We start from the raw sequence: 21,841 nt of genomic DNA on the forward strand, positions 1-21,841 counted from the left end.
TCGGCTCCTTTCATCAATCCTAAATAAGTGCATAATCCATCATCTTTTCCCGCTTTCCCCAAACGATAAGCGTGACGAAACAGATAGGATACGAATACACTGTTTTGCCTGAATTGTCTCACTTCTTTTTTTATATATGAGACAGCACTTTACCATTCAACCGCAAATCATTTGATGAGTCAAATATTATTTACGTTACAAGAATAACAAAAAGAGCAGTCGACTACTCGACTGCTCAGGATTGCATCTGTTTCGATTCGATGATTGTAATTCCAGGCGGTGCATGTAACGTTTCACGGATCATCGCTGCAGCGACTTGACCAGCTTCGATCGGAGCAATGGCGCTCCGCTTCAACAAGGGGCGTAAGACCGTTGAAATTTTCGCAGCCGCTTGTTCGCCGAAGCGGAATTCATCTCGATCCCCTAGTAACAATGATGGTCTAAAAATCAATAACGCGTCATACCCCAGTACACGTAATCCGTTTTCCGTGTCCCCTTTTACGCGATTGTAGAAGGTTTTGGCATTCGGATGGGCACCGAGCGCCGAAATCAAGGCAAATCGTGTCGCCCCGAGGTCTAACAATTCACGACCAAGTTCAATCGGATATGTGTAGTCAACCAGACGAAATGCCTCTTGCGATCCTGCTTGTTTGATCGTCGTGCCCAGTGCACAATAGACATGGTCAACGACAGGTAATTCAATTTCTGTCACACGATCAAAATCAATCACCCATTCTTCCAATTTCGGATGAAAACGGCGCATCGGGCGGCGAACGAGAACATGTACCTCGCTGTATGCATCTTCTGCCAACAAACGATCGACGAGTTCTTGTCCGACTAGACCAGATGCTCCTAAAATTGCTGCTCTCATACGTTTCTCCCTCCTTCATGCTGTCGACCAATTGGTACGAAATAGGAACGGTTTCCAGTGATCCGTTCTCCGGCACGTACACCGATCGCACTTGGTCTTCCTCCTAAAATAAAGACACCGTACATATACGCGACTTCTCCCTCTTCCCGAAGTGAGTACGTCGGTAATTCTTGATATGCTTGATAAACAGCCGGTTGATCACGAAACGTATGCTGTTCGTTTTTTAGCATGATATTTCCGCGTTCATCATGGACCGTCACAGTATCTCCCTCACGGCCGAAGATCGGTTTTTTAACGAATGATCGCTGACTTGAAATGAATGGATCAGCGGATAAGTATGTCGGTAAAAAATAACGCGCAATCATCATGTGGTCCGTTTCGCTCAAGTACGGATGATTGGTTTCATGCAACATCCAGATTAATGCAAGAACCGACTTGGCTTGCATTAAAAAGGCAGACGGCGGGTTGATGATTTCCAGTCGCCCCGTCTCAACGAGTTGCAGGAGTAATTGTCCTAAATTTCTTCCGTCCTCATCCCGGTCAAGTAAGGCCATCTCGATCGGAAAGGTTTGACGATATAAGATATCGATTCTTTTACCTGCCTCATCGTACAAACCTTCTTCCGGACGAATCTCTAAAGCATGAAGTGGACAGTAGGTCGCATCACTCCAAAACGACTGCAAATACTCAGCCGTCAACCGATCCTCGATATGGTCACCATGTGAGGTGAAGACGACGTGCGGATGCTGTTTCGTCCGATATTTCGCGGCTTCGATCGCACGACGGACCGTTGCCTTCAGCCATTTGTTTTCCCCATCGTTGACCCGTTCAAAACCTTGTTTTTCCGCTACGACATCATTGACTTCAAATACTTCCTTAATGAAAGTCGGCGTATCCGAGTTCCATTCCATGAGTGAAATACGATTTGCCGTCGCAATGAAATCAAAGCGTCCGATGACGGTCAACGGTCGCATCGTCTCGAGTCGTAAAAAAGCGAGACTTTCAACTGGAAAGCCAAGCTCGAGCAGCGCCTCATCATCCATCGACCGAAGAATCGGAAGCACTTTCTCAAATATCTGGTAAACTTCTTGCGCTGCGATATGCAGTTGATCGATTCGTTCGTCCGAGATGGGCATGATTTCCGTCACAGCGTACGGTTCCCCGTCCAACACATCCCAAAAACGATCAATGTCTCCATAAAACGTTTGCCGCTTGTTCATCCGCCGAAAAAGCCGGAAGACGAGCCTGTTCCGAATCCTTTTGTCTTCGTGTTATAGCTTTTCACTGCTTTTGATTTCGGCGTATATCCTTTTGTTCGCATCGCACTATGCATCAAGGCACGGGATGCGAAATAACTACCACCCCAGTAATAGAATCCTGAATGGGTCGACGAGCTATCATCACAGTACCAAACGCCTTCATCATTATCGTATTCATAGTCATCACAATCCGGATCGTCTGGTCGTTCCGCTCGTGCATCATCCGATCCGCAACCACTCAGTGTCGTTCCAATCAACAGTGTTGCAGCTAATGTCGCTTGTTTCATCCAATTCACCGTCTCAGTCCCCTTTCCATTTACTCTCGTTATGGATAGTATACGCTTTTTCAGAGAGAAAAGTTTCTTTGTTCTACCGGAACTTTTTTTCTCCGAACGTGGTAATAGTATCTATAGAACAAAAAGGAGGATTTACGCATGTCACTTGCCTATTATGTTGAAGAAAATGATGAATTCCATCCGATTTATCAATACGATCGCTATGCAATTGAGCCAGAAGAGATCATCGCCCATCAACTCTGTGAATTCCATATCATCGAAGGACATCAATATGAGCTTCGTTCCAATGAAATGGCAGGCGAATACGATCAATTGATCGTCGACCATATCAAAGCATCGCCCCGTGTAACGGAAGAGCGCGTGTATCCACCTCATCAAATCCACATTGAATTCAGAAAGTATCTATCAGATAGTGCCCAACCGCTTTTAAAAACATCAACGGTTCCGAACCATGTTCAAGCGATGCGTTTCTTGATCAAGGACAAGATCGAAGTCGAAGGTCACGGCATTTTCGAGCGTGATAGCTGTGAAATCGATATCGATCGCAATTGTTACGTCGTTTATCTCGCAGATACACTTTAAGAAGTAAAATCAAGTCTCTTCATTTCCAAGAGACGTTTTTTTTGGCATACTAGAAGGTAAGAACGAATCAATCGAGGTGAACGAACATGAGTGAACAACCAAAAAAACTATCATTGCAAGAGGCAATGGTCGAGCGCTTGAAGGCAAAAAAACAAGCGCAAACAAAACGTCCGACCGGCTTACAAGGGACACAAACGAAACAATTGACGAGCCAACAGACGAAAAAAGCGAACAACCAGAAAAAACGGACAGGCGTCTAAGTCACAGGAATTCATGAAATAAGGAGCAATTATGAGTATTTTAACGGTATCTAACTTAAGTCACGGATTCGGTGACCGCGCCATTTTCGAAAATGTCTCCTTCCGCCTGTTAAAAGGCGAGCACATCGGTCTCGTCGGTGCGAACGGTGAAGGAAAATCGACGTTCATGAACATCATTACGTCTCAACTTGAGCCGGATGATGGAAAAGTCGAATGGGCAAAGCATGTACGCGTCGGTTATTTGGATCAGCACGCTGTCCTTGAAAAAGGATTAACAATTCGCGATGCCCTTAAAGGCGCATTCCAGTACATGTTCGACATCGAACAGGAAATCAATGATTTGTACGGTAAAATGGGCGAAGTCGAGCCAGAAGAACTTGAAAAGATGCTCGAAGAAGTCGGCGTCTTACAAGATATTTTGACGAATAACGACTTCTATACGATCGATGCAAAAGTTGAAGAAATCGCGCGCGGTCTTGGTCTCGATGAGATCGGACTCGATCGGGATGTACAGGAGCTCAGTGGTGGACAGCGGACGAAAATCCTGCTTGCTAAACTTCTCCTTGAAAAACCAGACATTCTCTTACTCGATGAGCCGACCAACTATCTCGATGTCCAGCATATCGAATGGTTGAAACGCTACTTGAATGAATATGAGAATGCGTTCATCTTGATTTCGCACGATATCCCATTCCTTAACAGTGTCATCAACTTGATTTATCATATGGAAAATCAAGAATTGAATCGTTATGTCGGTGACTATGACAACTTCGTCACGATCCATGAAGCGAAGAAAAAACAACTCGAGTCTGCGTTTAAGCGTCAACAGCAGGAAATCTCTGAGTTGAAGGATTTTGTTGCTCGGAACAAAGCACGTGTCTCGACACGGAACATGGCGATGTCACGTCAGAAGAAGCTCGATAAGATGGATGTTATTGAACTTGCGCAAGAACGTCCAAAACCAGAGTTCCATTTCCTCCAAGCACGGACACCAAGTAAATTGATGTTCGAAGCAAAAGGTCTCGTCATCGGATACGATGAGCCACTTTCTCGTCCTCTCGATCTGACGATCGAACGTGGGCAGAAGATTGCCTTGCACGGTGCGAACGGAATTGGTAAATCGACGTTGCTCAAGAGTTTGCTCGGTGAAATTCCAGCTGTCTCTGGTGTCGTTGAGCGAGGAGAAAACCTGCATATCGGGTACTTCGAACAAGAAGTTAAAGAGAAGAACTCGAATACGTGTATCGAAGAGATTTGGAATACGTTCCCGTCTCTGACACAACAACAAGTCCGCGCCATGCTCGCGAAGTGTGGTTTGATGACGAAACACATCGAATCGAAAATCGAAGTGCTCAGCGGTGGGGAAAAAGCGAAAGTCCGTCTTTGTAAATTGATGAATACGGAATCGAACATCCTCGTACTCGATGAGCCGACGAACCACTTGGACGTCGAAGCCAAAGAAGAATTAAAACGTGCGTTACAAGAGTACAAAGGAACAGTCTTGTTGATCTCACACGAACCAGAATTCTATGAAGCTGTTGCGACAGACTTATGGAACTGTGAATCATGGACGACAAAAGTATTCTAAGCGATGCTTTACAAAAGATGGGATGCCCAAAAGGGTATCCCATCTTTTTAGTTCACACACTTAATCATTGCATGATTGTGCATCTTCACGCACACTAAGACTTAGAAAATGATTATGAAGGAGCGTGTTTTTTTGGAAACGATCACGAAAAAAGCAACACTATCCTATCTCCATGTTCCAAGCGGTGGTTCAGAACAGTTGATTGTCCGTCTCTATTCACCTGAACACACAGAGGATGCTCCACTGATTGTCCTCTTCCACGGATTTCCCGGGAAACAGTTGAATATGGACTGGGCAGTTCAACTTCAAAGCGCAGGATACCATGTACTCGTCACGTCATATCGTGGAACGATTGGAAGTCCCGGAACATTCCGATTCCAGCATGTTTTGGAAGACGCAACTGCCACATTACAGTACGTCTGCTCAGAGTCTTTCACTACCGAACATGGCATCAAGGCAGATCAGATTACCGTCGTTGGTCATAGCATGGGCGGCTTCGCCGGTCTGCATGCTTTTGCTGAGACACCAGAGGCTGCACATTATGTCGGGATCTCTCCGTTTAATTTCGGTCTCGTCGGTCAGCTCGTCCTTGAACATCCAGAATACGAAGCTGCGCTACACGGTGTACTCGAGCGTGGAGCTGCTTTCCTAAATGGTGCCGTTGCTGACGCGTTACTAGACGAGTTGAAGCACCATCATACGACTTGGAACTTACTGACGCTAAAAGAACGTCTAGCCGATCGCTCGATGTTACTTATGACGTCAGAACGGGACGAAACGTCGATCAAAGCACTCCATCATGACTTACTACTATCAGACAGCCCGTTTGAGGAAGCGATCGTCGATAGTGATCACAACTATATCGAGAATCGGGATGCTGCCTTTAACGAATGGACGTCTTGGCTCGCACGACAATGAAAAGAGCGCTCAGCGTACGACTGAGCGCTCTTTTGCTGAAGTTCGAGTCCGTTGAACAGGACGGATCCGCATCCGGTATAGGACGAGCGTAAACATCGTCAGTGTTGAGACAGCGTACCAAATCGTCGTAAACAGAGTTCCCGTATCCGTACCGATGAATAGACCGTGTACCGTCATTAATAGCCAAGCAGGTAAGACGAGCCAGTGTGTCAATTTCCAAAGCGTCTTGCCTAGCGTCTCCTTTAAGAAATCCGAAGTCACGAGAACGAACCCGAATAAGTAGAGACTGATCGTTCCTAGCGCATTCCAGAGTGGTTCATAAGAAGCTTGCCCCGGAATCAGGACCTCAAAAATCGTCAGTGGTGCGTATGAATCGACGATGATGAGCGTCGCATGTAAGACGATTGCGAGTAAACCTGCCCAGCCACTATATAAATGCACGTGATGCAGTCGTGCTTTTTGTTTTTTGAGTGCCGGGTAGGAACCGAGCAATCCAGCTAAGACAGAAATCGTCATGAAGAAGTGTCCACTTAATCCACTCAATCGAATCATCGTCCATGTCGAGAACAACCATTTCATCCAGTCCATATCTCACTCACTCCCTTCTGTTCACTTCGCCATTCCCCAGCAGTATCCAAAATCAGTAATCGTCCTTTTGGAAACCAACGAAACAGCTTTTCTTGACGTTCTGCCTCTGTCATCTGAAAGGCAAGCTTCGTCATGACTTCCGCTTCATAGAGTTGTGGTGCAGATGCAGTCACTTGGAGGATCGGGCTTTTCGTCGGGCGTCCTGTTCGTCCATCTAACAAATGATGATGCGTCTGTCCGTCCGTCTTCCACGATCGATAGACACGGTTCGATGTCGCGACCGCGCCTTGTCGTAGTTGCACATCAGTGACGCGTTGTTCGGTCTGATTGCCTTTAGTGTCTCGCTGTTATTTCTGTTATTGGGTTACCGCTCAAACAAAAAAATGTTTTTATTACTCAGTTTCGTTGCTGCCATCGTCGGTAGCGGATTACTTGCTTATACCGGACATCTCGGTGGTCAGATGGTGTATGCCAAATAAAACAAGAGCCGATCTATTTTCTCTTTTGATGAGAGAAGTAGACCGGCTCTTTTATGTTGTTTCTATATTACTTACGATGTGCACGTCCTGGGCGACGGTTGTTCGAACGACGTGTGTTTCCACGTCCTTCCGTCACTTTTCGAGTTCCTTTGCTTTGGTCGTGCTGTGCGCGAATCGCTTCTTCAGACAATTCGACGACGATTGGTGTGACCGAGATGTTCAATTCCCGCTCCATATCACGGAACGTCCGACCATCTTTTGGTGTCACGATCGAAACGGCAATCCCGTCGTTCCCAGCACGTCCTGTCCGACCAATCCGGTGAACGTAACTTTCCGCATCATCTGGTAAATCATAGTTAAAGACGTGTGTCACACCTGTCACATCAAGTCCACGCGAAGCGACATCTGTTGCGATCAGGAATTGTGTTTTTCCTTGATAGAACTTCGCCATCGCTTTTTCCCGTTTCCCTTGCGTTAGTCCACCGTGCAATTCATCCGTCGGATACCCTTGCATCTGCATTTCTTCGTTCAATTTACTAACGCGACGTTGTGTACGGCAGAAAATGATGGCTGCGTACGGACGCATCTCGTCAAGCATCGTCCGCAGTGTCGCTTGTTTGCGGCGATCCGTCGTCTCAACGACGAACTGCTCGATCGCTTCTACGGTGATGCTTTCCGCTTCTACTTGCACTTCGACCGGGTTACGCAAATACGTTTTCGCCAGTTCCTCTACTTTCGGTGGCATCGTTGCAGATAACATGACGAATTGACGATCAACCGGTGCCGCCTCGATGATGTCTTCGATTTCTGGCAAGAAACCGATTTGCAGCATTTGATCTGCTTCATCCAAAACAAGCGTCCGTAATTCACTTAAATCAAGTGTGCCACGACCGACATGATCGAGTATCCGTCCTGGCGTTCCGATGATAATTTGTGGCATCCGACCGAGACGTTGAATCTGTTTAAAGACGTCTTGTCCGCCGTATACAGCAAGCGCACGATACTGCTCTGTATTCCGAATCAGTTTATGCGTCTCGTCGGCAATTTGACGCGCAAGTTCACGTGTCGGTGCGACGATCAATGCTTGAACCGTTTGTGATTCGACATCAATTTGCTCAAGGATGGGTAAGAGAAACGCCAACGTCTTCCCTGTTCCCGTTTGCGCCTGTCCAATCAAGTCGCGTCCTTCGAGTAATGACGGAATCGCTTGTTCTTGAATCGGTGTCGGCTCCTTGATGCCTTGTTTTTGTAATTTTTTTATCCACAGGTCACTGATGTGTAATGTTTCAAATGTTGACATGATATATCCTCCTAAAAATTATCCACAGAAAAAAGCTGTGGATAACCTGCTTCGCATAGACAAAAACAGTTATCCACAGCCGTGCTCTATTCAGTATACACAATTTACGCGTTTGTTGCTTCCTGTTTTAGCTTCCAGTCGAGCACAAATGTACCAAACGGGATGAATGATGCGATGAACGCAATCCCTGCCTTGACGATCGACCAATCGTATTTGAATTTCACGACTGCGAGCCAGAGTGCATACATGACGAACAAGACACCGTGAAGTGCACCCACGACTGAAACGGCTTGCGGAATATCCGCCATATACTTCAACGGCATCGCAATCAACAGTAAGACTAAAAACGAGATTCCTTCTAGTATCGCAATCATTCGGAATTGCCCAAGCGTAGTTCTTAACATCCCGTCACTCCTTTTTCTTAATTCCTGTTCTTAGTATACGGGATGGACGATCCTTCTGTGACCTGTGTCACAGGATTGTCAGATTTCGAGTGGACGTAACCGTGCTTCGATAGCAGCTCGCTTTGGTTCAAGAAACGGTGGTAATGCAAGCGTCTCCCCTAACGTTTCAACCGACTCATCCGTCGCGAATCCCGGTGTATCAGTCGAGAGTTCAAACAAAATATGGTTCGGTTCCCGGAAGTAAAGAGCTTGGAAATAGTGACGATCGACTTTACCGGAGTTCGGTAAGTGATAGGCATTCAAGCGTTCGACCCACTTTTCATATTCATCACTGTTCGGCACTCGGAACGCGACGTGATGCACACCACCACGACCTAGACGTTCTCGGTCGAGATCTGGACGTGCCTCAATATGAATCTCTGCTCCGATACCACCTTCTCCGGTTGCATAGACTTCAATCGGTGCAAAGTCACCTGCTAAAGATGGATAAGAACCTACTTTTCGGAATCCCATGACTTCCGTCAGTACACGGATCGTCAACGTCGGATCGTTGACCGTCAATGTGACGGCTCCCAGTCCAACGATGGCATAATCCGATGGAATCTCTTTTTGCGGCCACGGTACACCACCTGCGACACCTACCTCACCATCTTCCGCAACAAGAATCAAACGTGTTCCTTCCTGATCGCGAAAGGCGAGTGTTCGACGCCCTGCTCGTTCGACGATTTCATCGTGATCCACATTTTTCGCTTCAAAACGTTGTTTCCAAAAATGAAGTGCAGCCGTTGTTTTGACACGAAGCGATGTCGAAGAGATACTCGATGCCCCCGGTACGCCCGTTCCAAGATGCGGAATATCAAAAAACGTCAAGTCTGTTCCTGGATTCCCTTCCGCATCTCCATAAAACAAATGATACGATGTCGTGTCATCTTGATTGACAGTCTTTTTGATCAGACGCATGCCAAGTATTTGTGTGTAGAATTGATAATTGCGTTCCGCCATGCCTGTTAAGATCGATACATGATGAATTCCGAGTAATTCCATTTTCCTCACTCCTTGTCAATGATTTGGTAATTGGAGTATATCTCATATTTATCTTGAATTCAAGATATTAGTCTAATAAAAAACCGTCCCTCCGAAAAGGGACGATTGAATAGTTGAAATTAAAGTTTTACGACGTTAGCAGCTTGTGCTCCACGTGCGCCTTCAGTGATTTCGAACTCAACTTCTTGACCTTCGTCAAGAGTTTTGAAGCCTTCACCAGTGATTGCTGAGAAATGTACGAATACGTCTTCTCCGCCTTCAACTTCGATGAAACCGAAACCTTTTTCTGCGTTAAACCATTTTACTTTACCTGTGTTCATGGGAACAACCTCCAAAAATAAATTACTTAATACATATGCTGGGCATATGAAAAGAATTCATTATTGTCCCGAAATACATGGAGCAACGAAAAGATTGTTCGTGACACGATGTGAATCCGTAATGACAATAACAATATTAAGCTAACGTAAGTATAGAATGGATGCGCTTTAAAAGTCAAGTTGTCAGACCAATGTTTTTTCCAATTGATTCCACTTCTTATACATAATCAAAATAAAAAACAGGTTCAGCCGAAACTGAACCTGTTCTTCTGTTTTTAACGGTGGATCCAGACTGCTCCAGCAGAGTTATCTTTCGCTTCACCGATGACTTGAATCTTCAGCCCGTTGTTCGGAAGCAATTTCCCTGCGTCCGGAATCAACTGGTTGATGTACGATTTCGAATCATCAAACTTCGTCACACCAGGGAGACCTTTGTAGTCATAGAGTCCACGTGATGGCGAATCGATGAGCCATGCAGGTGCTTTATCATAACTGAAAGCAGCATCTGCGATCTGGTAACGTGTGCTTCCTGTCGTGACCGGCTTACCGTTGAGTGTTCCAACGATTGCTTCAGGATGTGAGTCGACGACTCCGAGGAATCCTTCACCTGGGTGTACGCCAACCCAGTTATCGTTGAAGCTTGAATCGCCATACCAGACGACAAGACCTGTGTTGTACTTAACGCCTCGTGCATGCTCGAGTGCTTTATCCGAGCCTGCATAGTTACGCCATTCGAGGTAGTACGCGTTATCTGCATAAGAGAAACCGTCTGAAGCAACGAAACCATCTAGAGTGAACTTAGGAGTACCCTCTGCATCATCTTCAAAGACGACTTTACCGTCAACTGTCAACTTCGCGTTATCAAGTGCAAATCCGTCTAGTGCAAGTCCACCATCTGTCACATATTCAAATTTCAACGTGACTTTTTTACCCGCAAATTCGCTCAGGTCATATGATTTATCGACCCATGCTCCTTTTGTTGATTCGGCACGCTGATCGCCATCTGTATCTTGATCACCAATTTTATCGATGACTTTCGATTGACCGTCAGCAGTAGCTGTGACTGTCAAGTAATCGTAATCAAATTCAACATCATAGTAAGCTTTGAAGTCGAACTTCGCTTCTTTTGCATTCGTCAAATCAAACTCTGGTGATGTCATCGACGTATGAAGATCGTCACCTTTCGTACTGTAGTAATACTTTTTACCGTAAGCCGGTGTGATGCCTTTTACCGGCTTTTTCGGTAAGTTGACTTTAATGATTCCTGGATTTTTTGATTTCGTAACACTTTGGTCGAGGTATGATGCCGTTCCTGCCTTAGTGAGTGAATCAAAATCAATCTGTTGGATGTTCGCCCAGTTTCCACCCATCACATTTTGGAAGAACTCTTTGTTTTGTGGCGAGAAACTTGTCGGCTCTGTTCCGGCGATGTTACCATTCCAGCTACCACCACTCATGATCGACCATGAAGCGACCGGTTCACCTTGACCTGTATACTGTGTATCGTACTCATCAGGAAGTCCTAGATCATGACCAAATTCGTGCGCGAAGACACCGACCGCGCCATCTTCTGGTTGAACTGTGTAATCATAAGCAGCCATTTTTCCGCCCCAGTAATTGACGCTTGCCGTCGTATCCGCTACAGGATACACGCTACCAAGTGTCCAGCGGTGTGACCAGATCGCGTCGTCACCGAGCTTACCGCCGCCTGCTTCTTGTCCTGTACCAGCATGAATGATCATCAAGTGATCGACGAGACCATCTGGCTCATTCAAGTCGCCATCGCCGTCCATATCGTACTGGTCGAACTTATCGTAATCGGCTAAGTTAATGCCGGCTTTAACAGCTGCATTCAAGGAATCCTTGACGAGACCGCGTGGGCCTTTTGCGCCAGGAAGGTTATCATTTCCACTCACAGGACTGTCAGCACCATAATCTTTAGCTGTTCCAGGAACAGTCAACCAATTGGACACCGTACCATCTACCGAATAACTACCACCTGATTGTTCTTCATAATATTGCTTGAACGTCTTTACTTTGTCTCCGTTGAAGAGTTCGAACTCTTGATCACCAAACATTAAATCTTGATAATGTTTTTGGTTGAAGTCATCCGAATACATATATCCAGGCTCTTGAACGACATTATTGTGCTTGAAGTCGCTGTACTCGACGAGGAGGACGAGGACTTTATCCGTTCGTGTAGCACCGTTATAGGCTGCCTGTTTTGCTTTATCAACTTTGACGAAGCCATTCGGATTGCCTTTTTTGTAGTTGTCGTGTTTTTTCTTCAATTGTTTAGCAAGTTGTTCCTTTTGTTTTGTTAAGAAGTCTTTTGTTTTCTTATCAAACGCTGCTTCTTTATTTGATTCATGATCGTGGTCATGATCGACGGCCGGTTTTCCATTCGCCTTTTTATCTAGATACTTTTGAACGGCTTTTTGTTTTGCTTCTGCTGAAGCTGCTTTTGAGATGACCCCACGTTTTTCAAGCACTTTTGCTAATCGATCCTGATCGACCGTGTTCAAGTCCATCGGTGCACCAGGTGCTACTTTTTCTGCTGCTTGTACGGACGTTACCTGCCCACCAGGTAAGACCGGACCAACAGCAAAAGCAGCTGCCGTAATTCCAGATAGAACGGCTAGGCTAAGCTTTTTCTTTTTTCCCACGTGAATTGACCCCCTATGTAGTAGTGAAAAGCATGTGATTACTATACTTTTCTGAATATTCAAATCATAGATTATTTTATTTCGTTAATCAATTGCTTTTAAGACAATTAGTGCTTTGTAACCATACCTATTTTTAGGTAGTAATTTTAAATGATTTTCAAAGGATTCTTTCACCTCTTTTTCAAAAAAATACGCTTCTCTCATTTTAGAAAACGTTACGCTGAAGGCACTCTGATTACCATAAGGAGGATCCAATGAGCCCTTTACAACATTTTGAACGTCATTTACTTAGAAACTATCTGATTGGTTCATTCGTCGCTGTCTTCGGCGTCGGTTGCCTATTTATTTTCGAGACGCTTACCTTCACCGGAATAGAACAATTGATTTTAATCGGTATCATGGCTGCATCCGTCAGCCTGATGTTTTCACTGGAATACATGCTCTACTCCCGACATGTCGCTTCCTTACGCCGCTTTTTCAAAAACGATATTCCTTCTCTCGTCTCGTTTCAAGAGGCCTATCAAACGACACATCGTTTTCCGATACTGACTGTAAAGCGCATCATGGGACCACACTTTTTAGGTCTTTCCGTTCCTGCTTCACTTCTGACAGCCCTGGCGATCTCTCAAGGGTGGTTACAGATGCCGTACTATTTAATTGGTCTTGCTTGTTTTGGTGCGGTCCTCGTCGCCATCCTTCATGCTTTAATTGAGTTTTTTCTTACTTATCGTGTTACCGAACGCATGCTACTTACGTTAGAAAAATACGCGTTCGAACACGAATTTGATTTTCCTGAAAAAACGACGGTCGTCACGCTAAAGCAAAAAATGCTGATCAGTACACTGATCATCGGTGTTTTTCCCGTCATGCTGTTCGTTCTCGCCTCTGCTGTCCAGTTAACGGAAAATGAAAGTCTTCGCTCTTACTGGAGTTGGGCGACACTCATTTTAATCGTCATCTTATCCGTTGCGACGTTTTGTAGTCTTCTTCTGTATGAAAATATTCGCAAACCGATCGTCACCCTGCAACAAGGGATTCAAGATGTCGAAAGCAATCGACTCGTCTCGTTACCGAATCCCTATTCGGACGAGTTCTCCCACCTCGTTTCTGGTTTTAACTTGATGATGGAAGGTATCAAAAAGCGTGATGCGGAAAACGAACAGTTACTAGATAGTTTGTTCACCTTGTTTGCCGCGACATTAGATGCCCGCGATCCTTACACAGCCGGTCATTCCGTTCGTGTCGCTGCCTATTCAGTCGAAATCGCTACCGCTGCCAATCTATCGAACGAACAAATCGAACTATTACGTAAATCAGCGCTGTTGCATGACATCGGGAAAATTGGGATTCGAGACGATGTGTTATTGAAAGAAGGACGCCTCACCGATGAAGAATTTCATGCCATTCAGCAACATCCAGTGATCGGCGTGCACATTCTATCGCAAGTTCAGCTTCCAAAGACGTTACAACCGATTCTTCCTGGGGTAAAGTACCATCACGAACGCTACGACGGAAAGGGGTATCCGGAAGGTCTTATAGGAGAGGACATCCCACTCTTTGGTCGAATCATGGCGATTGCCGATGCCTATGATGCGATGACATCCGATCGTCCTTATCGAAAAGGAATGCCAGTGGAAAAAGCTTTATCCATCTTGGAAGAGGGCATGGGTACACAGTGGGACGCCACCTTTACGCGTCTTTTTCTAGACTTGAAACGTTCGCCGATCGAAGACGTGTCATAAGTACGGAAAGGAGTTTCTCATGCATCCTAAAATCGTGGAACGTCATGAATTTTATTTTGTCGGTCTTGGACTGACATGTGAAGAAAACGAACTGCATACGTTGATGCCGGAACTCTGGCGTGAATTTTCAAGACGTTCGCATGAGATTCCTGCGAAACCAGATAGCTATCCGCTCGATATCTCACTCGAACGAAACGGAACCAAATACTCGCAATGTGTCGGGTATCCTGTTGCATCACTCGACGGTATTCCAAAAGGAATGAAAGGTCACCGGATCCCTGCTGCGCGTTATGTCTTCTGGAAACATGAAGGACCCGATATCGAAATTTGGAAGTCATTCGAAAAGATTCAACGCTTTGCCTCAAAACAAGGGATTGAACTTGATCCTCATGACTTTAAGATTGATGAGACACGAGACGATGTCCATCATCTCTACCAAAGGATTCGATGAACCATTCTCTTGAATGGTTCTTTTTTTGCGTTGAAATATCTTTCACACTTAATAATTCAGTACAGGTACTACGGACTATATTCAGAAAATTCGATTTAATTCGAATGACTTATTCTCGCTTCTCTAATTCTTTGGCATAGTTAGACTCAACCCAAACAAGGAGGCGATTTATTTTGAAAAAGTTTCTCGCTACATCGCTTGTCGCAAGTGTACTTGTTGTTCCTACGGTCGTAGGTGCAGAAGGTCTTCAAGCTGGTAAACTCACGAAAGCTTCGTCAGAACCAGCTGCAACGATCGTTAAAGATTTCGTGAACAAAAAAGGTGACTTTGCTGTTCAGAACGTCGAAAAAGACGGATCTTCACAGATCGTACGTCTCCAACAAGAAGTGGATGGCGTCCCTGTCTTTGGTAGTGTCGTCGTCGGGAACGTCGCGAAAGACGGTACTTTGAAAGCAGTCGTAAACGATGCGATCAACGTCAAAGGAAAACCAGGTCTCGCGAAAAAAGCAACGCTCTCTGAAAAGAAAGCGATCAAACTTTATCAAAAAGCAATCAAGGCTTCTAAATTCGAAGTCGCTCCAAAAGCAGAACTCGTCATCTATCCAGTAAAAGATGATGCTGTCTATGCATACAAAGTCACATCGACTGTCCTCGCTGGCAAAGAGCCATCACGTTGGACATACTTCATCGATGCGAACTCAGGTAAAGTACTTAACAAGTTCGACCAACTCGCTCACGCAACAGGTACGACAGTACTTGGCACAAGCGCAACATTCAACACGACGTTGAGTGCTGGGAAATACTATCTTCAAGATACGACGCGCGGAAAAGGTGTCTACACATACGACGCGAAAAACCGGACATCACTTCCGGGAACACTCTGGGCAGATGCAGATAACGTCTTCAACGCAACATATGACCGCGCTGCTGTCAGTGCACACGTCAACGCTGCAAAAACATATGACTTCTATAAAAACACATATGGTCGTAACAGTTACGACAACGCTGGTGCACGCTTGAACTCAACGGTCCACTATTCAACGAACTACAACAACGCATTCTGGGATGGCACGAAGATGGTCTATGGTGACGGAGATGGCACGACATTCGTCGCACTCTCAGGCGCACTTGACGTCGTCGCTCACGAATTGACGCACGCTGTCACAGAATACACAGCTGGTCTCGTGTATCAAAACGAATCTGGTGCGATCAACGAAGCCGTTTCAGATATCATGGGTACAGTAGCTGAATATACAGTTGGATCGAACTTCGACTGGCTCGTAGGAGAAGACATCTACACACCTGGAGTCAGCGGTGACGCCCTCCGTTCGATGTCTAACCCAGCTGCTTACGGCGATCCAGATCACTACTCTAAACGTTACACAGGTACACAAGATAACGGTGGTGTCCACATCAACTCTGGTATCATCAATAAAGCGGCTTACCTCCTCGGTAACGGTGGAACGTTCTACAACGTATCTGTCACAGGAATCGGCGTACCGAAACTCGGTGCGATCTACTACCGTGCTCTCAACGTGTACTTGACTCCGAACTCGAACTTCAGCTCACTCCGTGCAGCAGTCGTTCAATCGGCGAAAGACCTTTATGGTTCAACAAGTGCAGAAGCAACAGCTGCAGCAAAATCATTTGATGCAGTAGGCGTCTACTAAGAAAATCTCCTCCCAAAGGATTTTCATATTTCCTCCCGAGTGTCGGACTCGGGAGGTTTTTTGCGCAAAAAAGGACGGATTCGCTTCAAGCGAATCCGCCGTTCATTCATTCTTGTCCAGGATCACGCGCAAGACGTAAACGCATCTTTCCGTTATCCGGGAACACTTTTAGTTGTAAGGATTCTCCTTCGTACCACGTACCGTAGCTCGTATCGACGACGGGTTCACCCAGTGTCGATAATCCACCAGTCGAAGCATTCGTCCAGTCGATCGCTTCAATGATTCCATCCGAAACGACGAGCAGATATCCAGCATTCGAGAAGTAATACGTATTGACAGCATCCTGTTGTGTATTCCCGACAGCACCATACTTCGCTTCGAATTCAGCGATCGGTTTTCCGAGATATTGCTCCGGCTTGTCGATCGGTTGGTTGGCGACTGCTTGCGAGAGCGCCGCAAGAACGGCTTCGTCTGACGTCCCTTTTGGTGCTTCCAAACGAACATCACTTTCCGGTAAGTATCCTTCGATGCTGTCATTGAGTTTGAGATGGACCATGCCGTCCTTCGCATCCAGTACCTCATAGACATCACCTAAATCTGCTTTGTAGATGACACTACTACGACTCGCATCGCCGTAGACGTTCGCAAACGGACGCGTTACCCAAGCCGCTTGCGCATACTCTGCTGCTTTTTTCTTTGATTTCTTCTTTTCTTTTTTCGCTTCTTTTTTATCATCCGTTGTTGCTGTTTCTTTTTTCGACTCATCGTTTTTCGTTGCTTGATCCGTCGTTTTCGGCTTCTCGAGTGTTGATGTTGCTTGAGAAGCATCGTTATTCGTCAACATATACAACCAACCACCGACGATGAATAATGTCGCGAGAATACCACCAAAGGCAATCCCTCGACGATTTCGTTTTTGTTTCCGTCTTTCTTGTCGAGACTGTCGTTCTTGTTCTTGTTGGTGTTCACTCATGTATGGCTCCTCCTGAAAAAGTCGACACAGTTTTTCCCCACTATACCACCAATGTTTACTCGAAAGATTTAAATTTCGATGACAGTTCGACCACGATGACGTGAAGTCAGCAAGGCTTCTGCGATTTCAGGTAAATCGTTTAGTGTTTTGACATCGACTTCTGACGCAAGATCGACCTGCCAGTCACTCGCTAAACGTTGCCATAGCTCTTCGCGATAGGCGATTGGTGTTTGTACCGCATCGATTCCAATCAAGCGGACGCCACGTAGGATGAACGGATAGACTGTCAACGTCATTTCTGCCCCACCGACGTTCCCACACGTCGTGACGACACCACTATATTGTACGAAGCGAATGACGGACGCGAGAAATGGTCCTCCTACCGTATCTATGACACCAGCATATGTTCCTTTTTTTAATGGACGGACCGTTTCGTCTAAGAACGTAGTGCGGTCTAACACCTCAGCCACACCCTTTTTTAGCAGCCGTTCTTGTTCTGCGCGTTTACCGGTCACGGCGTGTACCGTATAGCCTAAGCGAATGAGTAAGGCGATCGTAATCGTACCAACACCGCCCGTCGCACCTGTTACAAGAATCGGTCCTGCATCCTTCGAGACGATTCGTGACAATTCATCAACCGATTGCGCCGCCGTCAATCCTGCCGTTCCGTATTGCATCGCTTCTAACGGACGGATTGTTTCCGGGAGTGGCGTTACCCAATCGGCCGGCACACGTATGTATTCTTGAAATCCGCCTGAAGTGTTCATCCCGAAATCAAAGCCATTGACAACGACGGCTTGACCCGTTTGAAAACGTTCATCTGTCGTCTGCTCGATGTATCCTGCTGCATCAACGCCTGGTGTATGCGGATAGGATTTTGTCACCCCTCGATTACCCGACATCGATAAAGCATCCTTATAGTTGACACATGAGTGCGTGACACGAATCAGGACGTCTCCCTCCGGTAAATCGTCGACACGTTTCGTCTCGATTGTTCCCTTATACGATCCGTCCACTTCTCGTACGACGAAGGCTGAAAAAGTGTGTTCCATGATTTCTCTCCTTTCTCTTGTGCTTCTCTATACCCTGTTGTTTCCATCGACACACTAAAAATCCCTGCCGTTTCTCAAAGAAACGGCAGGGATCGGGGACGGAAAAAGCATCAGGGTTCCATAGGTGGTCAAAGGTAACAGGTCAATCTGTCAATGGTTCGTGGTCAGCGGTTTGCCGTCGCCATTTCTTCTCCACAGAGGAAAATTGAGGTCCGTCCCCTCCCCTTGACGTGGAGTCTCACCACGCCAAGGAGCTACATGTAACGTCCACCATCAAAATCGATCGTCGTCTGGTAGTTCGCGGCATTAATCGCATTTGATACTTTGTGCGCTTGTCGCTCCACTTCCTCCGCTTTTAGGCGATAAGTATCGGGATCGAATAAGGCATGGCGAATGACCGTCGTCCCTTCGAATCCATATTGGAACTCGCGTTTCGGTCGACTTGCAAGCATCTGGTAATTTTGTGCTTTCGCTCGTAATTGGGTAGCCCATTCGATTGCTTCGACGAGCGGCATTTCTCCTTCATCTGTCACGATCACAGTGTTTAGATTCGCTGCATAAACGAGACGATCCAAGACTCGCATATCGTGACGCACGATGTCCATCGCGGCTTCGACGTCGATTAAGGTCCGTCCTTGTTGCGCGGGGAGTGCTTCTCCCTTTTCTAAATCAATGAACGCGACGCGATCCATTTCTTCGATTAGCTGATCGAGTTGCTTCCTCAAAATACTCTTTAGTTTCACGGCATCTGCTAGGTACATCATCATCTCCCCTTTCCTGTTCCATTTACGTCATTCCTTTCAAAAGGTTTCAATCAAATTGATGGACGAAGGCACCAAATTCTCCCTGAATCGTTTGCTTGTCCATCTCCGATATCGTAGCAGTTCGTTCTGTGTAGCGTTCTAAGAGGTAGGCTTTTATTAGGATATGTGACGGTTTGAATCCGATCCGCAGGCACCATTCCTGAAGTGTTTCTGTATCATGTCGTCGTGAGCGGGTCGGGAGTATGTGATTGAACTGAATGAGTTGTTTGCGAATCCAGGCATCTGGTAGCTCGACCGGATTCTCAGTTAAAACAAAGTCGTTGGATAAGGGCTGTAACGGGATGTCGGCTCTTATCGATTCCTCGTCCTGCTTCTTGGTCTTTCGACGTTTTCGCCAAACGATATAACCTATTATGACTAGAGGTAAAACAAGCAGGCTCATCAGTAACATCGATGAGGACGATCCCCCTTTTTCGTTCGTACCTCGCTTAGCATTTTCAACCCCTACAACGATGAGCTTATTCTTTTTCTTTTTCGGTTTGAGGTCTTTCTGTTTCTTTGGCTTTTCATTCGTGTCCCAAACACGTAGATCTTCATCGTTCTTCATTTGCTTTTTAGGCAACCACGAAAGAAACGGAATATTTAACAGCTTGCCGTTTCTATTGCAGTTCGGTTTACACGATCCATTCGTTTCGACCACAGACGTCTGAACCGCTTTTGGCTTCAGTGCTTGAACAGCCGCTTCTGTCAGTGGCTTACCAATCCCTAAGATTAGCAAAATCAGTCCGATACCCGTTATGAGTCGTTTGCGAAGTGACATCAGAAGACCCCCTTTTAACATCCATTATAATCCATTTAAGAATTTTACATGTATTTTTATGGATGTATCGAAACGAGGAATGATTGTGTAAGGAGAGGGGAAAAGGTAGACAGACCTATTCAGAGAGGGGAACCATTTCATGTTAAAACTCGATCACACGCATGATCCGTATCAAAATGCGGCGTTGATTCAGGAATATGTTGAAACGTCAACCAACGAACAAGCAGTTCGACAAGCGGAACAACTGCTACATGATAGTCCATTCATCGCACCACGACGTGATCCTAATCTTAGTCGGACACTTCGTTCGATGATCTCACCATTATTTTTGACGAATCGTGATAAACATATTCTACCGCTGACACCGGCTTTTGTAACGCCACGCGATGAGATTCGACCAAGTTGGTTCGGCCGGCTCAATCATGAGTTCGAACATTTGATCAGCGATGTCGAAACCGTCGATGTCACTGACTTTGGAGCAGTCGGTGATGGACAAACGGATGATACACAAGCATTCATCGACGCACTCGGTGATGGACATCGACAAGTCCATGTCCCAGCCGGTACGTACATCGTTCGGGGAATTCGTTTGCCTAGTTATACGATCTTAACAGGAGCCGGCAAAGGAAAAACGATTTTAAAGATGCACGATGACGCACCCAAAGGTCGTCGTCTCGTGACGAACCAAAATTATCTTCTCGGCAATCATCACCTACTCGTCGAGAAAATGACACTTGACTGGAACATTAAGCGCATCGGTGACGCGAAAAAAAGTAGCACATGGGGCAATCACTCCAGTTGTCTTACGTATGCGCATGTCACCTATGGCTGGGTCTTTGATGTCGAGGCCGTCAACCCGGGACTTCACTGTTTTGATATCTCGACACCGTATTACAATTACAATGGAGACGGAGCTCGAGCAAATTTAAGTAGTTCATTCATCTGGTTCGATGGATTGACCGGTTCTGGATTCGGAGATGACGGGATTACGACGCATCATAGTGATCACCTCTTCATCTCGAACTGTTTCATGCATGATCCAAGTGGACGTGCCCATGCAGAAGGCTTCTCCAATTCAAATGGAATCGAGATCGATGATGGATCACGCGACATCTGGTTGTTCAACAACGCAACAAGTCGTTGTTTCGGTGGACTTGAGATTAAGGCACATGCGACCTCTTCTGCTGCCTCGACCGTCAAAATCGTCGGACACCTATCGATTGATGATCATCGCGCCTTTAACTTCCGACACATCGGACATCATCAAGTAACTGATCCGACGTCTCAGACGGCTTATAATATCATCGCAACGCGTTTGATTGCTCAGACACCTCAATATACGGAGCTATATGCGAATTCAAAACCACGCGCACTCGTCGTTTCTGCTTATCGTAATGTCGTCATTCATGATTTCACGGTGCTCGGTGATCCGTATTATGACTATCAAGAACAACCGATGATTGGGATTCAATATAAGGCACGGAACGTCACGATCAGTCAGTTGAAGATGAGCGGATTCCGTCAAGCGAAAACAGACATCCAAATCTTTGGTGGAGAAAACGGGGCTGAAGACGTGCGCCTTCGTGATATCCGCATTGAAGATTCCGCCAAACATGGGATTACGATCGGTCCAGACATCACTCACGTCAAGCTGACGAACGTAGCACTAAAAGGAGACGGAACAGTCGGTTTGAACGCTAAATCGGAACCGGAAATGGAACGATTCATCGCGACCGGATTCAAAGTACCGATTCGCGCCCAGTCGACACAAGTATGAACAAAATGACAGGATGG

At 46.0% G+C, this 21,841-nt stretch carries 23 protein-coding genes; 9 read left to right on the forward strand and 14 right to left on the reverse strand.

Features of this window, described 5'->3' with window-relative positions; genetic code table 11:
• Positions 1–235: 235 nt before the first annotated feature.
• The 3 genes from ESP131_RS01550 to ESP131_RS01560 are packed head-to-tail and all read right to left on the reverse strand — an operon-like array spanning position 236 to position 2,417.
• Positions 236–871, reverse strand: coding sequence for a Rossmann-fold NAD(P)-binding domain-containing protein (locus ESP131_RS01550; RefSeq protein ID WP_029342929.1), 636 nt, complete (start codon positions 869–871; stop codon positions 236–238).
• The gene (locus ESP131_RS01555) at positions 868–2,091 is read right to left on the reverse strand and encodes a glutathionylspermidine synthase family protein (protein WP_069940093.1); all 1,224 of its coding nucleotides are present in this window, start codon (positions 2,089–2,091) and stop codon (positions 868–870) included. Before ESP131_RS01555 ends, ESP131_RS01550 begins: the two co-directional genes overlap by 4 nt.
• Positions 2,088–2,417 carry a hypothetical protein gene (locus tag ESP131_RS01560; protein WP_029342931.1) on the reverse strand — a complete coding sequence of 110 codons (330 nt, stop codon included), beginning with the start codon at positions 2,415–2,417 and terminating at the stop codon, positions 2,088–2,090. The genes ESP131_RS01555 and ESP131_RS01560 overlap by 4 nt, the downstream gene beginning before the upstream one ends.
• 147 nt (positions 2,418–2,564) lie before the next feature.
• On the opposite strand from ESP131_RS01560, the gene ESP131_RS01565 reads away from it, so the two are divergent.
• The 4 genes from ESP131_RS01565 to ESP131_RS01575 all read left to right on the forward strand — a co-directional run bounded on the left by ESP131_RS01565 (position 2,565) and on the right by ESP131_RS01575 (position 5,774).
• On the forward strand, positions 2,565–3,008 hold the full coding sequence (locus ESP131_RS01565) for a hypothetical protein (RefSeq protein WP_069940094.1): 444 nt from the start codon (positions 2,565–2,567) through the stop codon (positions 3,006–3,008).
• 86 nt (positions 3,009–3,094) lie between these two features.
• A complete protein-coding gene (locus ESP131_RS16730; RefSeq protein ID WP_197499335.1) occupies positions 3,095–3,268 on the forward strand; it encodes a hypothetical protein in 174 nt (57 codons plus the stop codon).
• A gap of 31 nt (positions 3,269–3,299) precedes the next feature.
• A complete protein-coding gene (locus ESP131_RS01570; protein WP_029342933.1) occupies positions 3,300–4,856 on the forward strand; it encodes an ABC-F family ATP-binding cassette domain-containing protein in 1,557 nt (518 codons plus the stop codon).
• Between the two features lie 132 nt (positions 4,857–4,988).
• Positions 4,989–5,774 carry an alpha/beta hydrolase family protein gene (locus ESP131_RS01575; RefSeq protein ID WP_029342934.1) on the forward strand — a complete coding sequence of 262 codons (786 nt, stop codon included), beginning with the start codon at positions 4,989–4,991 and terminating at the stop codon, positions 5,772–5,774.
• A 9-nt stretch (positions 5,775–5,783) separates the two neighbouring features.
• Here ESP131_RS01575 and ESP131_RS01580 read toward each other — a convergent pair whose 3' ends face one another.
• Positions 5,784–6,362: a ferric reductase-like transmembrane domain-containing protein gene (locus ESP131_RS01580; RefSeq protein WP_069940095.1), complete on the reverse strand. Its 579-nt coding sequence runs from the start codon at positions 6,360–6,362 to the stop codon at positions 5,784–5,786.
• On the reverse strand, positions 6,350–6,664 hold the full coding sequence (locus tag ESP131_RS01585; protein WP_051656316.1) for an FAD:protein FMN transferase: 315 nt from the start codon (positions 6,662–6,664) through the stop codon (positions 6,350–6,352). The genes ESP131_RS01580 and ESP131_RS01585 overlap by 13 nt, the downstream gene beginning before the upstream one ends.
• Here ESP131_RS01585 and ESP131_RS01590 point away from each other — a divergent pair.
• A complete protein-coding gene (locus ESP131_RS01590; RefSeq protein ID WP_051656317.1) occupies positions 6,659–6,841 on the forward strand; it encodes a hypothetical protein in 183 nt (60 codons plus the stop codon). The genes ESP131_RS01585 and ESP131_RS01590 overlap by 6 nt on opposite strands.
• Positions 6,842–6,908: 67 nt before the next feature.
• Here the strand turns inward: ESP131_RS01590 and ESP131_RS01595 are convergent, their stop codons facing one another.
• From ESP131_RS01595 to ESP131_RS01615, 5 genes are all read right to left on the reverse strand, one after another.
• Complete coding sequence (locus ESP131_RS01595) at positions 6,909–8,141, reverse strand: DEAD/DEAH box helicase (RefSeq protein ID WP_029342937.1); 1,233 nt, start codon at positions 8,139–8,141, stop codon at positions 6,909–6,911.
• Between the two features lie 104 nt (positions 8,142–8,245).
• Positions 8,246–8,545 (reverse strand): DUF3817 domain-containing protein, encoded by a 300-nt coding sequence (locus ESP131_RS01600; RefSeq protein ID WP_023469750.1) that lies wholly within the window; start codon positions 8,543–8,545, stop codon positions 8,246–8,248.
• A gap of 78 nt (positions 8,546–8,623) precedes the next feature.
• Positions 8,624–9,589 carry a ring-cleaving dioxygenase gene (locus tag ESP131_RS01605; RefSeq protein ID WP_029342938.1) on the reverse strand — a complete coding sequence of 322 codons (966 nt, stop codon included), beginning with the start codon at positions 9,587–9,589 and terminating at the stop codon, positions 8,624–8,626.
• 119 nt (positions 9,590–9,708) lie between these two features.
• Positions 9,709–9,909 carry a cold-shock protein gene (locus ESP131_RS01610; RefSeq protein ID WP_023469752.1) on the reverse strand — a complete coding sequence of 67 codons (201 nt, stop codon included), beginning with the start codon at positions 9,907–9,909 and terminating at the stop codon, positions 9,709–9,711.
• Between the two features lie 275 nt (positions 9,910–10,184).
• A complete protein-coding gene (locus tag ESP131_RS01615; RefSeq protein ID WP_047390658.1) occupies positions 10,185–12,575 on the reverse strand; it encodes an immune inhibitor A domain-containing protein in 2,391 nt (796 codons plus the stop codon).
• Between the two features lie 254 nt (positions 12,576–12,829).
• Between ESP131_RS01615 and ESP131_RS01620 the strand changes: the two genes are divergently transcribed.
• The 3 genes from ESP131_RS01620 to ESP131_RS01630 all read left to right on the forward strand — a co-directional run bounded on the left by ESP131_RS01620 (position 12,830) and on the right by ESP131_RS01630 (position 16,438).
• Positions 12,830–14,317: an HD domain-containing phosphohydrolase gene (locus tag ESP131_RS01620; RefSeq protein ID WP_029342940.1), complete on the forward strand. Its 1,488-nt coding sequence runs from the start codon at positions 12,830–12,832 to the stop codon at positions 14,315–14,317.
• Positions 14,318–14,336: 19 nt separating this feature from the next.
• Positions 14,337–14,768 carry a GyrI-like domain-containing protein gene (locus ESP131_RS01625; RefSeq protein ID WP_029342941.1) on the forward strand — a complete coding sequence of 144 codons (432 nt, stop codon included), beginning with the start codon at positions 14,337–14,339 and terminating at the stop codon, positions 14,766–14,768.
• A gap of 173 nt (positions 14,769–14,941) precedes the next feature.
• Complete coding sequence (locus tag ESP131_RS01630) at positions 14,942–16,438, forward strand: M4 family metallopeptidase (protein WP_029342942.1); 1,497 nt, start codon at positions 14,942–14,944, stop codon at positions 16,436–16,438.
• Between the two features lie 106 nt (positions 16,439–16,544).
• Here the strand turns inward: ESP131_RS01630 and ESP131_RS01635 are convergent, their stop codons facing one another.
• From ESP131_RS01635 to ESP131_RS01650, 4 genes are all read right to left on the reverse strand, one after another.
• Positions 16,545–17,411, reverse strand: coding sequence for a hypothetical protein (locus tag ESP131_RS01635; RefSeq protein ID WP_029342943.1), 867 nt, complete (start codon positions 17,409–17,411; stop codon positions 16,545–16,547).
• A 68-nt stretch (positions 17,412–17,479) separates the two neighbouring features.
• A complete protein-coding gene (locus tag ESP131_RS01640) occupies positions 17,480–18,463 on the reverse strand; it encodes a YhdH/YhfP family quinone oxidoreductase (RefSeq protein WP_069940096.1) in 984 nt (327 codons plus the stop codon).
• A gap of 254 nt (positions 18,464–18,717) precedes the next feature.
• Complete coding sequence (locus ESP131_RS01645) at positions 18,718–19,224, reverse strand: hypothetical protein (RefSeq protein WP_069940097.1); 507 nt, start codon at positions 19,222–19,224, stop codon at positions 18,718–18,720.
• 49 nt (positions 19,225–19,273) lie between these two features.
• Positions 19,274–20,047 (reverse strand): hypothetical protein, encoded by a 774-nt coding sequence (locus tag ESP131_RS01650; RefSeq protein WP_069940098.1) that lies wholly within the window; start codon positions 20,045–20,047, stop codon positions 19,274–19,276.
• A 139-nt stretch (positions 20,048–20,186) separates the two neighbouring features.
• Between ESP131_RS01650 and ESP131_RS01655 the strand changes: the two genes are divergently transcribed.
• Positions 20,187–21,824, forward strand: coding sequence for a glycosyl hydrolase family 28-related protein (locus ESP131_RS01655; protein WP_069940099.1), 1,638 nt, complete (start codon positions 20,187–20,189; stop codon positions 21,822–21,824).
• The last annotated feature ends 17 nt before the right edge of the window (positions 21,825–21,841 follow it).

It is taken from the genome of Exiguobacterium sp. U13-1, from assembly GCF_001750115.1.
In the GTDB taxonomy this organism is placed as follows: domain Bacteria; phylum Bacillota; class Bacilli; order Exiguobacteriales; family Exiguobacteriaceae; genus Exiguobacterium_A; species Exiguobacterium_A acetylicum.

Excerpts from the sequence above, each read along its gene's own strand:
- ESP131_RS01550 (WP_029342929.1), bottom strand. The coding sequence starts at position 871 with ATGAGAGCAGCAATTTTAGGAGCATCTGGTCTAGTCGGACAAGAACTC.
- ESP131_RS01555 (WP_069940093.1), bottom strand. The coding sequence starts at position 2,091 with ATGAACAAGCGGCAAACGTTTTATGGAGACATTGATCGTTTTTGGGAT.
- ESP131_RS01560 (WP_029342931.1), bottom strand. The coding sequence starts at position 2,417 with ATGAAACAAGCGACATTAGCTGCAACACTGTTGATTGGAACGACACTG.
- ESP131_RS01565 (WP_069940094.1), top strand. The coding sequence starts at position 2,565 with ATGTCACTTGCCTATTATGTTGAAGAAAATGATGAATTCCATCCGATT.
- ESP131_RS16730 (WP_197499335.1), top strand. The coding sequence starts at position 3,095 with ATGAGTGAACAACCAAAAAAACTATCATTGCAAGAGGCAATGGTCGAG.
- ESP131_RS01570 (WP_029342933.1), top strand. The coding sequence starts at position 3,300 with ATGAGTATTTTAACGGTATCTAACTTAAGTCACGGATTCGGTGACCGC.
- ESP131_RS01580 (WP_069940095.1), bottom strand. The coding sequence starts at position 6,362 with ATGGACTGGATGAAATGGTTGTTCTCGACATGGACGATGATTCGATTG.
- ESP131_RS01595 (WP_029342937.1), bottom strand. The coding sequence starts at position 8,141 with ATGTCAACATTTGAAACATTACACATCAGTGACCTGTGGATAAAAAAA.
- ESP131_RS01600 (WP_023469750.1), bottom strand. The coding sequence starts at position 8,545 with ATGTTAAGAACTACGCTTGGGCAATTCCGAATGATTGCGATACTAGAA.
- ESP131_RS01605 (WP_029342938.1), bottom strand. The coding sequence starts at position 9,589 with ATGGAATTACTCGGAATTCATCATGTATCGATCTTAACAGGCATGGCG.
- ESP131_RS01610 (WP_023469752.1), bottom strand. The coding sequence starts at position 9,909 with ATGAACACAGGTAAAGTAAAATGGTTTAACGCAGAAAAAGGTTTCGGT.
- ESP131_RS01620 (WP_029342940.1), top strand. The coding sequence starts at position 12,830 with ATGAGCCCTTTACAACATTTTGAACGTCATTTACTTAGAAACTATCTG.
- ESP131_RS01625 (WP_029342941.1), top strand. The coding sequence starts at position 14,337 with ATGCATCCTAAAATCGTGGAACGTCATGAATTTTATTTTGTCGGTCTT.
- ESP131_RS01635 (WP_029342943.1), bottom strand. The coding sequence starts at position 17,411 with ATGAGTGAACACCAACAAGAACAAGAACGACAGTCTCGACAAGAAAGA.
- ESP131_RS01640 (WP_069940096.1), bottom strand. The coding sequence starts at position 18,463 with ATGGAACACACTTTTTCAGCCTTCGTCGTACGAGAAGTGGACGGATCG.
- ESP131_RS01645 (WP_069940097.1), bottom strand. The coding sequence starts at position 19,224 with ATGTACCTAGCAGATGCCGTGAAACTAAAGAGTATTTTGAGGAAGCAA.
- ESP131_RS01650 (WP_069940098.1), bottom strand. The coding sequence starts at position 20,047 with ATGTCACTTCGCAAACGACTCATAACGGGTATCGGACTGATTTTGCTA.
- ESP131_RS01655 (WP_069940099.1), top strand. The coding sequence starts at position 20,187 with ATGTTAAAACTCGATCACACGCATGATCCGTATCAAAATGCGGCGTTG.